Raw genomic sequence first — 12,122 nt, forward strand, 5'->3', positions numbered from 1 at the left:
CTCGGTGCGGACCGTCTATGACGGCTGGACACTTGGTCCATTCGGCAGATCGACGGTAACGACGAGTCCGGTTGGCTGGTTGTCCTGCAATTCGATCTTGCCGCCGTGGCCCTGGATGATGTCCGCAACGATCGAGAGGCCCAGACCGAAGCCATGCTTCGACGTACCGCCGCGCGATGTGTCCTCCTTGAAGAACGGTTCGAAGACACGGGCGCGCGCGGGTGTCGGAATGCCCGGCCCATCGTCAACGACCTCGATGCGCGCCGCTGTATCGGTCTGCGTCAACGCGACGGTGACGTTACCGGCGAACCTGACCCCGTTGTCGCACAGATTTGTGATCGCCCGCGCCAACGCGTTGGGTTTGCACCAGCCCAGAAGCCGATCCGGCCCGGAATATGAGACCGGAAACCCGACATCCGAAAATTCGGCGCAGACGGTTTGCAGCACGCTGGCAATGTCGACACGCTGCAGCTTCTCCGTCGAGACATCGTTGCGCAGATAGGTCAAGGTCTCGTCGATCAGATCGTCAATATGCTGGATATCGGACAGCATCGCGGTTCGGATGAGCCCATCATCCATGCGCTCGGCGCGAAGGCGCAGTCGCGTCAAGGGTGTGCGCAGATCGTGGCTGACGCTGCGCAACATGCGCGTGCGGTTTTCGATCATCGTCCGGATGCGTGTTCGCATCCTGTTCAGCGCGCGCGCCAGCCCGGCCATCTCGATAGAGCCGCGTTCGACGAAAAGCTCGTCGCCATTCTCGATCTCGGCCGAGCCGACGGCCGCCGAGATGCGTTTCAATGGCTCCGTCACGGCCCATACCGCAAAGAACCAGATCAAGGTCGGCAAGGCGATGAAGGCCATAAACTTGTAGAACAAGGAACGGATGAGGTCTGATGTCAGTAAGGCATCGGGTACTCCGAGGTGAGCCAGGATGGTCTGCTGATCCAGGCCAATGACAAACGCGGATCGACCATCGACAGTCACCCACCGTCCCTCAATCGGCCTCTTCCCGAACCCGAGAAACCGTTCGACGTTTCGCCACTGCGCATAAGAATATGGAATACCGTCGATCTGTTCTTTCGAAAATATCTTGAAATCCAGGCCCGCACGAGCCGTCGCTGCCAGAATCTCGTCACGAGCCTCCGCTGGTGCTTCGCGCAACAGGCCTGCAATCACGGTGGCGCGCAGGAGACTGTCGTCAATAACGGGCAGGTCGATATTCCTGGTAAACCTTTCGACGACCGATCCGGTAGACATGATCACAATCACCGCGACGAAAATGATTGCCGCGAGTTGCCCACGCACTGACTGCGGCAGGCTACGGCGGATGAAATTCCTCATGCTTCCTCCACCGTCGCGGTGAAGATGTAGCCGCCCAGCCGAACAGTCTTGAGAAGCACCGGATCGCGTGCATCCTTTTCGATCTTCTGGCGGATCCGGCTGATATGGACATCGACGCTTCGCTCGATCGGGCCGGCAAGCCCGGCATGGGTTACGCCGAGCAGTTCCTCGCGTGAGAGAACCCGGCCGGCATTGCGGCAGAACGCAAGCAACAGGTCGAATTCATGCATCGTGGTTGAAACCCGCGCATTGCTCGGATCATGCAATTGCCGGCGTACCGGATCGAGCCGCCAGCCGTTGAAGCGAAGCACCCTCGAGCGATCCCGCTCTTCGGGAGCGCTGGCGGTGCGGCGCAGCAACGCTCGTATCCTGGCCGTCAGCTCGCGCGCGCTGAATGGTTTCGTCATGTAGTCGTCAGCGCCGATCTCCAGCCCGAAGATACGGTCGATTTCTTCGCCAAGCGCGGTCAGCATCAGGATCGGAACGTTCGTGTGGGCGCGAAGACGGCGGCAGATGCTGAGGCCGTTTTCGCCGGGGAGCATGACATCGAGCACGATGAGATCGAATTTCTGCTTGCGAAGCGCGGCGTCCATCCGGATGCCACTCTCGGCTATTTCCACGATCATGCTGTTTTCAGTGAGCGTCTCGCCCAGCATGCGCGCGATTTCGACATCGTCTTCGACAATGAGGACATGCCAAACTTGGCTTGTCGATTTGGACTCGGCGTTCAAATCGCCTTGGTGTCGTGCGACGTTTGCCATTGCCTGGACTGGTACCTGTGTGGGCGGTCAGAACCGATATCCGACGAGAAGCATGCCTGAAGGCTGGATCTTTTCGGCGACGATCGGACTGTCGGCGGCGTCACCGACGAGAACGCCGACTCCCGCTTCGCCGCGCACCATCCAATTCTGGTTGAGCATATATGTGGCGGACACCGAAAAATCGGCGCGCTTCAATCCGGCGCCGGCATCGTAGCGCGCCAGCCCCGAGCGAGCCGATTGTTCCGGCGTGACGCCGAAATAGGCCTGCATGTGATTTTCGTCGGCAAAGACGGCGGAGGCGCGGGCGCCGACCATCAATGATTGGGACAGCGGGTGGTTGACCTCGATCCCGACCTCGCCCACCAGGCCATCGCTGCCGCCGATGGTCTTGTCCACTTGCGCGAAGATTTCAGCCGGGCCGAAATTCACCGTGGCCTTCGCGCCCACGGTTCCACCCATGCCGATGTCTCCCAGCCCGCGCAGACGGTCGGCATCGTCTTCATCGCGGCCCATTTCATAACCAAGCCGCGCACTGAACTCGAACCGGTCCTGTTCATAGATGGCGATGTCGGCGCCTCTCGGATCGATCGTCACCACGTCGCGGAATGTCGCCGTGACAAAGGGCACCGGCATGACCTTGAACTCGTCGCTGCCCTCGTATTTTGGAACGATGATCGCGCCGCCGCCCAGGACGACATGCCAGTCGGACAGTTTTTGCTCGAAACGGGCGAAACGGGAAGGTTCGGGCGGTGGAAGGGTGAGATCGTCCGAATTCACCGCAATGGCGTCGGCGGCAAGTGCTATTCCCGGATGCGTTGAAAACAGGATGGCCATTGCTGCAAGAGATGCCCGGCCGGCAAATATTCCAGAATCCATTTTGGCGAACATGCGTGCTCCAGTATAGCGAGGCGATATGCCTCCGATGCTCTCACCATTTCAGATGAAAGTGGCCGCATGCGTGGAGTGATGTTAAGTTTTGTTGCGCAATCGTGGTTTCATCTTGGCGCTTCTAAGAGAGAACGATGATGGCAGATGATCGATCCGTTCCCGCCTCGGGCGATCAAGAACGACCTCCCGTCCGCTAACCCGGTCGCATCGGCTTCCGCCTCGTACAGAACAGGGCGCATTTTCGGCTGATATTTCCGTGCGTTGCGCCATGGGAGCAGCGGACTCCCAAGCCGGAATCGTTCCACTGCCCTATCTTTGTGTTTGGGCATCGGATTCTGCCAAAACCGGTTTCCACTTTTAGGTCCGATGCTCTAGACCTGACGGGCACCTTTTCCGGAATTCTGATGGCGGGAGGCGCTGGTGGAAGGCCAGGACGAACAGACGACCGGCGCCAGAGCCGCTGAAGACAGCCACGCCGACATCTATGGCGAGGACGGCGCCATTCTGTCCTCGTTCCTGGCTCAGATCGGCGCTGCGATCGCCGATCGCGACACGCTGACGCTGAAGCGTGAAGTCGACGACCTGCACCAATCGGAACTCGGCGATCTGCTCGAGGCGCTTCATCCTGAACAGCGCCGCGCGCTTGTCGAATTGTTGGGTACCGACTTCGATTTTTCCGCGCTGACCGAGGTCGACGAGGCGATCCGCCGCGATATCGTCGACAGTCTGCCCAACGCGCAGATCGCCCAGGGGGTGCAGGACCTCGATTCCGACGACGCGGTCTACATTCTCGAGGATCTCGAAAAGGAAGACCAGGACGAGATCCTGTCGCAACTGCCGTTCACCGAGCGGATCAGGCTGCGCCGCTCTCTCGACTATCCCGAAGAGACCGCTGGCCGCCGCATGCAGACCGAGTTCGTCGCGGTGCCGGCGTTCTGGACGATCGGCCAGACCATCGACTACATGCGCGAGGACCAGAACCTACCCGACCGCTTCAGCCAGATCTTCGTCATCGATCCGAGCTTCAAGCTGCTTGGCGCCATCGATCTCGACCAGATCCTGCGCACCAAGCGCTCGGTCAAGGTCGAAGAGGTCATGCATGAGACCAGGCACGCCATTCCGGCGACCATGGACCAGGAAGAGGCCGCGCGGGAATTCGAGCAGTATGACCTTTTGTCGGCTGCCGTCGTCGACGAGAACGACCGGCTGGTCGGCGTGCTGACCATCGATGACGTGGTCGACGTCATCCAGCAGGAAGCCGAGGAGGATCTGCTGCGCATGGGCGGTGTCGGCGACGAAGAACTGTCGGACAGCATCCTTTCGACCTCGCGCTCACGCGTTCCGTGGCTGCTGGTCAATCTGCTGACGGCTTTCCTGGCGGCTTCGGTAATCGGTCTGTTCGACCGCACGATCGAGCATATCGTGGCGCTGGCCGTACTGATGCCGATCGTGGCCGGCATGGGCGGCAATGCCGGCTCGCAGACGATGACGGTCACGGTGCGAGCGCTGGCGACCAAGGATCTCGACATCTACAATGCCGGCCGCATCATCCGTCGCGAGATGGGCGTGGGCTCCATCAACGGCATCATCTTCGCCATCCTGATCGGCCTCGTGGCGGCTGCCTGGTTCCGCGATCCCAACCTGGGCGGCATCATCGCAGCGGCGATGATCATCAACATGTTCGTGGCCGCACTTGCCGGCATCCTGATCCCTCTGCTGCTCGACCGGTTCAAGATCGACCCGGCGGTGGCGTCGGCGGTTTTCGTCACGACGGTCACCGACGTTGTCGGCTTCTTTGCCTTTCTCGGCCTCGCCACATGGTGGTTCGGCGTGCGCTGAGCGAACGCGCGGTTACGCCCACAATTGACTTTTACGTAAGTGCCATGCGAGGTTCCGACGCTGGCGGGGTCCGGCCGATTCCGGCGCGGCCGATTAGGCATTTTGGAGTGATGATGCGGGAATATTATTCGATCACCGAACTGACCCGCGAATTCGACGTTTCGACGCGGACGCTGCGCTTCTACGAGGACGAGGGGCTGGTGCAGCCGGTGCGGCGCGGCCGCACGCGGCTGTTTCGCCCGTCGGACCGGCATCTCATCCGTCAGATCATGCGCGGCAAGAGGCTCGGCTTTTCGATCAACGAAATCCGCGAAATCATCCAGATGTACAAGGAACCGCCCGGGGAGGTCGGTCAACTCAATCTGATGATCAAGCGCATCGAGGAAAAGCGCGAGGATCTGCGCCAGAAGCGCCGCGACCTCGAAGAGACGCTGGCCGAGCTCGACCAGGCCGAGGAATCCTGCGTCGAGCGGTTGGTGGAGCTCGGCGTCAACACCTGAACCTTAAATCCAGCGTCGCACCTTTTTCGCGTAATCCCGGTATTTCTTGCCGAATTTCGCCGTCAGAACTCTTTCCTCGCCTTCGATCGCCATCTTTTGGGTAAGGAAAGCCGCGATGATCGCCAGCGGCAGGAACCATACGATCCCCGAGACAAGCGCCACGCCGATCAGCAGCAGCGTGTTGGCCAGATATATCGGGTTGCGGCTGACAGCGAAGGGGCCTGATGTGACCAGATGATCCGGCACGGCATTTGGGTGGAGCGTCGTCTTTGCCCGGATCATGGCGCGGATTGCCGTGAACCAGAGTGCGACGACGCCGAACAATGCCACGCAGCCGGCAGCGAACAGGATGTCGCCCAAAAGGCCGCCGATCCATGGCAGCGGGTAGAGCAAGCCAAGCGCGATGCTGACGGCGATGGCTGCGAGATAGATCAGCGGCGGCCACGGTATAAGGCCCGGTTTCGGCTGCCCTGGTTTTGGCTGACCCGGTTTGGTCTGATGGTCGGTCATCGTGCTCCTCCCTCCATCAAAGTGCTGTCGGCCTTGGCAGTGCAGGCACCGGCGAGCTCGTCGAGATGCGTCTTCCAGTCCGCAGCCTGGTCGTTGCGGTAGAGCCGATCAAGCGTGGCCTCGCCCTCGAGCGTATCGAGCATGCACACACAATAGCTGGAGCAGAACTCCGTGTCGCGCGATTGCTCGCACGACATCTGGCATTCTTTCAGGAAGGTCACCTGCCTGGTTTCGACCGGTGCCGGCATGATCTGCGAAAACAGCCAGACCGAGCCGATCAGCACCGGCTGGTGGATCAGATAGAAGGCGAGGCTGTGCCGGCCGATAAAGACCAGCGGATTTGTCCAGCGGCCGGGCGTGACGCTCGCCAGCCGCATCAGCAGGCCGGAAGCCGAGGCGAGCTTTGCCGCCGCGACGCCGGCAAGCACGGCGCCGAACCACGGCAACAGCGGGACATAATCGTTAGAGCGTGGATTGGTTGCCGACAGGCCGACCCACCACAGGGCCGGATGGTCGAAGATCCCGGACCTGAGATAGGGCGGAGCGGTGATGACGAAAGCTGCGACGACAAGCGTCAGCAGCGCCGGCAGCCGCAGAAACGCCAGGCCGAGCAGGCTGGCCAGCGCGATCTCGTGCAGGATACCGAAGAAGATGAAGCTGTCGGGCGTGGCAAACCTTGTGGCGGCCGATATGGCGAGCGCCGCCCCGGCGACCATGGCGAAGCGTTTCCAGAAGCCGTTCCAGCGGATCTGTTTGCCATGGGCGAGGAACAGGCTGACGCCGACCAGGAACAGGAAGGTCGAAGCGATGCAGCGCGCGTAGAATTTCCACCAGCCGACGGCGGTCAGGCCGGGATCGGTGTAGCCGAAGAATTCGAGATCCCAGGTGAAATGGTAGCTCGCCATGGCAAGCAAAGCGATGCCGCGGGCGACGTCGATGGCGATGATGCGCTTCGTCTTCGATTGATCCTGAACGGGCGTGTCGATGCTCATGGTCTCGCAATTCTGATTCAGCAGAGCACGACGACTATCACGATTGCCCCGGACAAAAGAAGGCGGCCACGCACGGCCTCTGCGCCGGTTCGTGCCGGCTTTAGAGCGACGTGCGTCCAGCTGGACGCATCGTGCTTTTTCGAAGATCGATGCCGATTTTCGGGCCGACGCGTTAGGCCAGCGCCGGAAAGCCTTTGACCAGCTTCGCTTTTTGCCGTGAACGGGTCGGTTTCCTGTTACCGGCCCAGGGATGGCCACGGCAGATTTGGCCCCCACGTCCTGCATTGGGCGATTCTGCTTCGGGGGGAACAGAAATGGCTACCCATGTGCGCCATCCAATCGGGCTTCCGGCGTTGCGGCCGGCGGATGCGCGCACCTTCGCCTCGCTCTATGCGGTCGAATCCTTCGCGCGCGCCACCGTGTCGAGCGTCATCCCGATTCAGGCCTACGAAATCCTCCGCAACGAGCAGATCGTCTCGATCCTCTACACCGTCGTGGCGCTGCTCGGCCTGTCAGTGACGCTGTTCATGCCGATGCTCATCCGGCGCTTTGCCCGCCGTTGGGTCTACACTGCAGGTGCCTGCCTGCTTGCCGTCGGCTCGCTGTTCTTTCTCACGCACACGCTTGCCGGGCAGTTGGCGGGCATGCTGTGCCGCGTGATGGGCGCCAGCGCGTTGTCAATCACGCTCAGCCTCTACATCATGGACCACATCCGCAAGACCGATTTCATGAAGGCCGAATCGCTGCGCATGGCGTGGTCGATGCTCGCCTGGACCAGCGGACCGACACTCGGCATTTTCCTCTACACGCGTTTTGGCATCTATGCCGCGCATGGCGCGGTCGCCATTTTCGCCATGGTCCTGCTGGCGCTGTTCTGGACCTACCGGCTCGGCGACAATCAGTCGATCCGCCCGGGCAAGACGCGGCCGGCCAATCCGCTCGCCAACATCGGCCGCTTCGTCGCGCAGCCGCGTCTCAGGCTGGCCTGGCTGATCGCCTTCGGTCGCTCCTGCTTCTGGACGACGTTTTTCGTCTACGGGCCTTTGTTCATGGTGATCACGGGCGAGGGCGAGATCGCCGGCGGCCTGCTGGTTTCGGCGGGCAATGCGCTGCTGTTCACGGCCATCTTCTGGGGCAAAGTAGGACAACGTTTTGGCGGCCGGCGAACCATGACATCAGCCTATTTCGCCATGTCGGCCACGCTGTTGGCGGCGGGCGCCGTCGGCGAATCCGTGCCGTTTCTTACCGGCGCCTTGCTGCTGTGCGGCGCGTTCTTCGCCATCGCTCTCGATGCGCTGGGCTCGACCGCCTTCATGCGTTCGGTGCGCTTCTATGAGCGGGCGCAGATGGCCGCGGTCTATCGCACCTATCTCGACTTTTCCGAGCTGACGCCGCCGCTGGTCTATTCGGTGGTTCTGGCGTTTTTCGGGCTGGGCTCAGTGTTCGCCACGCTCGGTGTTTTGGCCGCGGCCTGCGGCTATGTCACGTGGCGCTATCTGCCGAAATCGTTCTGACGCTCATGGTTTGGATATAGGCGCAGAATGGCGTTCGCGTACCCAGTTGTGGAAGCGGTGCAGTTCATATTCCTCGGGCATCAGCACCCCGGCCTTGTGGCGCATCGAGCGCAGGCCCTTCTGGTTGACCTCGCAGATATCAGCATCTTCCTCCAGCACCTGCCTGCCGAAGGCGACGATGTTGTCGATATCGGTCGTCGGATCGGCGAGCGCTTCGGGCGAAAAAAGCCATTCGGCGGTCAGTTCGGTCTGCTCCGGGCCGAGCGGCACCAGCCGCACGGTCCTGACATAGTCGACATGGCCAACGATGAACATCGACGGCAAATGGGTGGCGTAGGTCTGCCCGGCGGCGCGCTCGGCTGAAGTCAGGTCGGAAAAGACTGGGCCGTGGACGCGCCCGTCGCGCGACCAGGTCTCGGCTCCGGCCCGCAGGCCACCGGAAAACTCCGGCGCATCATTGTCGGCGTGACGGGCCCATTCGGGATCGTCATGCCGCCCCATCAGGCCGCGGCCATAGATCGGCACCAGCCGCGACAGGTCCTTGTGAACACCAGGGCAATGCAGGCACTCGTTGAAGTTCTCCCAGAAGATCTTCCAGTTGCAGTTCATCACCTTGCGCAGCACATGGCCCGACACCAGCGTTTCCAGCGGCCAGTTGGCGAGATCGCCGGATGCGGGATCGAAGGATGTTTCAGCCGAACCGGCGGCATCCTCCTCCAGATTGACGAAGATAAAACCGCGCCATACCGACAGGTCTACGCGATAGAGCGGGTGATCGGCCTTGTCGAAACCTTCGGGCAGCGATTTCGACGGCACCCGCACGAGATCGCCGCGCAGCGAATAGGACCAAGCGTGGTAGGGACAGGTGATCAGCCGCGCCTTCAACCGTCCCTCGCTCTCCCGGCAGAGCTGCGAGCCGCGATGCCGGCAGGTGTTGTGGAAGGCTCGCAGCTCGCCGGTCTCGTCGCGCAGCACGACGATCTCCTGCGTGCCGACACGGAATGTCCTGAAAGCCAGCGGCTGCGCAAGGTCAACCTCGCGGCAGACGAGCAGCCAGCTTCGATACCAGATGGCGTCGAGATCGCGCTGATGGACGTCGGCGTCCCAGTACGCCGATGACGGCAGTGCCGGTTCAAGCCGGGTCAAACCGCTATAGGGATCGTGCTCGCTCTGGCTGGGTTGCATGGCTGGCTCCTGTTATGGGCCAGCCGACACCCCGGCAAATCTTTTGTCAATTGGGGCGACAGCATTGCCGGATTCGGTCGTGATGCCTAATCATGCAGGAAGCAAAGGGATTGGGACATGGCCGCACGACAGATGTCGCTAACAGCCGAACTGGTGGCGCGCTGTTGGCGCGAGATCGAGGATGCCGGTCCCGATCCGGATGCGGCGCATCTGGACGACCGCGACTATGACGCAATGCTCGACGAATTCCAGGCTGAACTCCCAACCTCCGAACCGCTGTGGTTGTTCGGCTATGGCTCATTGATCTGGAAGCCGGAAATCGACCACGTCGAGGAACGTGTCGCCGTAGCGCGCGGCTGGCACAGATCTTTTTGCATGAACATGACGCGCTGGCGCGGCACCAAGCAGAGCCCGGGGCTGATGATGGCGCTGAACCGTGGCGGACAGTGCAAGGGTGTAGCCTTTCGGCTGAGCGATGGCGATCGCCGGGCGCAGCTCGACAAGCTTTTTCGGCGTGAGGTGACGCTGAAGCCGACGAGCTATCGTCCGCGCCTGCTCTCGCTGGCAAGCGACAGCGGGCCGTTCAAGGCGCTGGCCTTTGTCATCAACCGCAAGGGGACGACCTATGCCGGACCGCTCGGGGAAGAAGAGGTGGTCGAAAAGCTCTCGACATCCTGCGGGCACTGGGGATCAGGCGCCGACTACCTCTACAACACGGTGAAAAACCTGGAAGAGCGCGGCATTCACGACCGCCATCTGTGGCGGCTGCAGCAGCTGGTTGCCGAGCGGATCAGTGCCTCGAGGCCTTGAGACCGCATGGCGCATTCACGCTGGTAACGGGCGGAATTTGGTTTGCCGGCCGCGACGATTCTGCCTATAGTCAAAGCTGTCGTCGGTTCCGTTAGGGACCAAGAGGGAATGCGGTGAGGGTAAATTTCTTGCCCAATGCCGTGGCTGCCCCCGCAACTGTGTGCGGTAGTCCTCTCCATATGCCACTGAAGAGTTTCTTCGGGAAGGTGGGGAAGGGCGCTGATCCGCGAGCCAGGAGACCTGCCGGCGACAGGAGAACTGACTTCTATGCCCTCGGGTGGAGGGCGAAAGGACAAGACATGAATACCGCTTCCGTCTCGCTCGGCGCTTCCGTCTCCTCGCAGTCGCGCTTCATGCAGCTGGCGCTTGCTGCATTTCTCGGCATTTTCGTCATGGGCTTTGTCGGCTTCTCGCATATCGATGCGGTCCACAATGCCGCCCACGATTATCGCCATTCGATGGCGTTTCCCTGCCACTGACGAGGGGCTGACATCATGACACTGTTTCGCAACGTCGTGTTCATCGCGGCGATCGCAGGGCTTGTGGCCGGCGTCGTCCTCGCCTGCATGCAGGCCTATGCCACCGTGCCGCTGATCCTGAAGGCGGAGGTCTACGAACAGGCCGGCGGAGGCCACACGCATGACCATGCCGCTGTCCCCGCCGCAGATACCAATGCCATGGCCAGCGCCGCACCGGCGCCGGCCGAAGTTGCCGCTCCAGAAGACGACGGCTGGGCGCCGGCCGATGGTTTTGAGCGCTTTGCCTTCAACGTGGTTGCCAATGTCGTCACTGGCATCGGCTTTGCGCTGATCCTGGTGGCCGCTTCGGAGTTCGCCGGCGGCATTGGCAATTGGCGTCAGGGCCTGTTCTGGGGCCTGGCCGGCTTCGCCGTGTTCACGCTCGCTCCAAACCTTGGCTTGCCGCCCGAACTGCCGGCGATGCCGGCCGCCGATCTCACCCAGCGCCAGATCTGGTGGATGGCGACAGTGGTGGCGACGGCCGCCGGTCTCGGCTTGCTCGCCTTCCGCAAGTCGCTGCCGCTGGCGCTGCTTGCCGTGGCGTTGATCGTGGCGCCGCATATCGTCGGCGCGCCGCAGCCCGACAGTTTCGAGTCGCCGATTCCGGAAGGCTTGCACCACCAGTTCGTGGTGGCGGTGACGCTGACCAATCTGGTGTTCTGGCTGGTGCTCGGCGCCGTCGTCGGCGTGGTGCGTGGCCGCTTGACCGGTACAGCGACCGGCCTGCGCGACAGCTTTGCCTGATCGCGTTGCTTCTGGCGGGATGCTGACCCTGGTCATCGGCGGTGCGCGCTCCGGCAAGAGCGCGCATGCCGAAAGACTGGTGACGGCCTGTCCGGCGCCATGGGCCTATATCGCCACGGCGCAAGCCTATGACGACGAGATGCGCGAGCGCATCGCGCTGCACCGGTCGCGGCGCGGCGGGGGCTGGACAACCGTCGACGCGCCGCTCGATCTCATCGGCGCGATCGAGGCGCTGCCTGACGGCCGGCCTGTCCTGATCGACTGCCTGACGCTGTGGCTGGCCAACCATATGCTGGCCGAACACGACATCGAGGCCGAATGCCAGGGGCTGGCGGATGTGCTGTCGCGACCGCGCGGGCCATGGTTCGTGGTTTCCAACGAGGTCGGCCAGGGCATCGTGCCGGATAATGCGCTCGCCCGTCGGTTTCGCGACGCCGCCGGCCGGCTCAACCAGCAGGTCGCGGCCGTGGCCGACACGGTGCTGATGATGGTGGCGGGGCTGCCGCTCAAGGTGAAATGA

13 protein-coding genes and 1 riboswitch are annotated in these 12,122 nt (G+C 62.1%); of the genes, 7 read left to right on the forward strand and 6 right to left on the reverse strand.

What is annotated here, in order from left to right; translation table 11 throughout:
• Positions 1–15 precede the first annotated feature (15 nt).
• Genes ABID19_RS12460 through ABID19_RS12470 form a run of 3 tightly spaced genes read right to left on the reverse strand, consistent with a single transcriptional unit; the run spans position 16 to position 2,990 of the window.
• Entirely contained in the window at positions 16–1,341 is a 1,326-nt protein-coding gene (locus ABID19_RS12460) for a HAMP domain-containing sensor histidine kinase (RefSeq protein ID WP_354490850.1), read from the reverse strand.
• Positions 1,338–2,102, reverse strand: coding sequence for a response regulator transcription factor (locus ABID19_RS12465; protein ID WP_354490852.1), 765 nt, complete (start codon positions 2,100–2,102; stop codon positions 1,338–1,340). The genes ABID19_RS12460 and ABID19_RS12465 overlap by 4 nt, the downstream gene beginning before the upstream one ends.
• A gap of 27 nt (positions 2,103–2,129) precedes the next feature.
• Complete coding sequence (locus tag ABID19_RS12470; RefSeq protein WP_352932013.1) at positions 2,130–2,990, reverse strand: MipA/OmpV family protein; 861 nt, start codon at positions 2,988–2,990, stop codon at positions 2,130–2,132.
• Between the two features lie 420 nt (positions 2,991–3,410).
• Between ABID19_RS12470 and mgtE the strand changes: the two genes are divergently transcribed.
• Positions 3,411–4,829 (forward strand): magnesium transporter, encoded by a 1,419-nt coding sequence (gene mgtE / locus ABID19_RS12475; RefSeq protein ID WP_352932011.1) that lies wholly within the window; start codon positions 3,411–3,413, stop codon positions 4,827–4,829.
• Between the two features lie 113 nt (positions 4,830–4,942).
• Positions 4,943–5,329, forward strand: a complete 387-nt coding sequence (locus tag ABID19_RS12480; RefSeq protein WP_023685221.1) for a MerR family transcriptional regulator — start codon at positions 4,943–4,945, stop codon at positions 5,327–5,329.
• 3 nt (positions 5,330–5,332) lie between these two features.
• Here ABID19_RS12480 and ABID19_RS12485 read toward each other — a convergent pair whose 3' ends face one another.
• Positions 5,333–5,839 carry a methyltransferase family protein gene (locus tag ABID19_RS12485; RefSeq protein WP_354490855.1) on the reverse strand — a complete coding sequence of 169 codons (507 nt, stop codon included), beginning with the start codon at positions 5,837–5,839 and terminating at the stop codon, positions 5,333–5,335.
• Positions 5,836–6,831 (reverse strand): DUF1624 domain-containing protein, encoded by a 996-nt coding sequence (locus ABID19_RS12490; RefSeq protein WP_354490857.1) that lies wholly within the window; start codon positions 6,829–6,831, stop codon positions 5,836–5,838. Before ABID19_RS12490 ends, ABID19_RS12485 begins: the two co-directional genes overlap by 4 nt.
• Positions 6,832–7,145: 314 nt before the next feature.
• On the opposite strand from ABID19_RS12490, the gene ABID19_RS12495 reads away from it, so the two are divergent.
• Complete coding sequence (locus ABID19_RS12495; RefSeq protein WP_354490859.1) at positions 7,146–8,345, forward strand: MFS transporter; 1,200 nt, start codon at positions 7,146–7,148, stop codon at positions 8,343–8,345.
• A gap of 3 nt (positions 8,346–8,348) precedes the next feature.
• Here the strand turns inward: ABID19_RS12495 and ABID19_RS12500 are convergent, their stop codons facing one another.
• Positions 8,349–9,530, reverse strand: coding sequence for an aromatic ring-hydroxylating oxygenase subunit alpha (locus tag ABID19_RS12500; protein WP_354490861.1), 1,182 nt, complete (start codon positions 9,528–9,530; stop codon positions 8,349–8,351).
• A 117-nt stretch (positions 9,531–9,647) separates the two neighbouring features.
• Here ABID19_RS12500 and ABID19_RS12505 point away from each other — a divergent pair, with 117 nt between their 5' ends.
• The 4 genes from ABID19_RS12505 (at position 9,648) to cobU (ending at position 12,122) form a co-directional block, all read left to right on the forward strand.
• Positions 9,648–10,340: a gamma-glutamylcyclotransferase gene (locus tag ABID19_RS12505; RefSeq protein ID WP_354490863.1), complete on the forward strand. Its 693-nt coding sequence runs from the start codon at positions 9,648–9,650 to the stop codon at positions 10,338–10,340.
• A gap of 66 nt (positions 10,341–10,406) precedes the next feature.
• A riboswitch (cobalamin riboswitch) is annotated at positions 10,407–10,602 on the forward strand.
• Between the two features lie 37 nt (positions 10,603–10,639).
• The gene (locus ABID19_RS12510) at positions 10,640–10,819 is read left to right on the forward strand and encodes a CbtB domain-containing protein (RefSeq protein ID WP_091575531.1); all 180 of its coding nucleotides are present in this window, start codon (positions 10,640–10,642) and stop codon (positions 10,817–10,819) included.
• Positions 10,820–10,834: 15 nt separating this feature from the next.
• The gene (locus ABID19_RS12515; protein ID WP_352931994.1) at positions 10,835–11,602 is read left to right on the forward strand and encodes a CbtA family protein; all 768 of its coding nucleotides are present in this window, start codon (positions 10,835–10,837) and stop codon (positions 11,600–11,602) included.
• Positions 11,603–11,621: 19 nt separating this feature from the next.
• Positions 11,622–12,122, forward strand: a complete 501-nt coding sequence (gene cobU, locus ABID19_RS12520) for a bifunctional adenosylcobinamide kinase/adenosylcobinamide-phosphate guanylyltransferase (protein WP_435528725.1) — start codon at positions 11,622–11,624, stop codon at positions 12,120–12,122.

Origin of the sequence: Mesorhizobium robiniae (assembly GCF_040545535.1) — a bacterium.
In the GTDB taxonomy this organism is placed as follows: domain Bacteria; phylum Pseudomonadota; class Alphaproteobacteria; order Rhizobiales; family Rhizobiaceae; genus Mesorhizobium; species Mesorhizobium robiniae.

Bases quoted from the DNA above. Each gene is read 5' to 3' on its own strand.
- ABID19_RS12460 (WP_354490850.1), bottom strand. From the start codon at position 1,341: ATGAGGAATTTCATCCGCCGTAGCCTGCCGCAGTCAGTGCGTGGGCAA.
- ABID19_RS12465 (WP_354490852.1), bottom strand. From the start codon at position 2,102: ATGGCAAACGTCGCACGACACCAAGGCGATTTGAACGCCGAGTCCAAA.
- ABID19_RS12470 (WP_352932013.1), bottom strand. From the start codon at position 2,990: ATGTTCGCCAAAATGGATTCTGGAATATTTGCCGGCCGGGCATCTCTT.
- ABID19_RS12480 (WP_023685221.1), top strand. From the start codon at position 4,943: ATGCGGGAATATTATTCGATCACCGAACTGACCCGCGAATTCGACGTT.
- ABID19_RS12485 (WP_354490855.1), bottom strand. From the start codon at position 5,839: ATGACCGACCATCAGACCAAACCGGGTCAGCCAAAACCAGGGCAGCCG.
- ABID19_RS12490 (WP_354490857.1), bottom strand. From the start codon at position 6,831: ATGAGCATCGACACGCCCGTTCAGGATCAATCGAAGACGAAGCGCATC.
- ABID19_RS12495 (WP_354490859.1), top strand. From the start codon at position 7,146: ATGGCTACCCATGTGCGCCATCCAATCGGGCTTCCGGCGTTGCGGCCG.
- ABID19_RS12500 (WP_354490861.1), bottom strand. From the start codon at position 9,530: ATGCAACCCAGCCAGAGCGAGCACGATCCCTATAGCGGTTTGACCCGG.
- ABID19_RS12505 (WP_354490863.1), top strand. From the start codon at position 9,648: ATGGCCGCACGACAGATGTCGCTAACAGCCGAACTGGTGGCGCGCTGT.
- ABID19_RS12510 (WP_091575531.1), top strand. From the start codon at position 10,640: ATGAATACCGCTTCCGTCTCGCTCGGCGCTTCCGTCTCCTCGCAGTCG.
- ABID19_RS12515 (WP_352931994.1), top strand. From the start codon at position 10,835: ATGACACTGTTTCGCAACGTCGTGTTCATCGCGGCGATCGCAGGGCTT.
- cobU (WP_435528725.1), top strand. From the start codon at position 11,622: ATGCTGACCCTGGTCATCGGCGGTGCGCGCTCCGGCAAGAGCGCGCAT.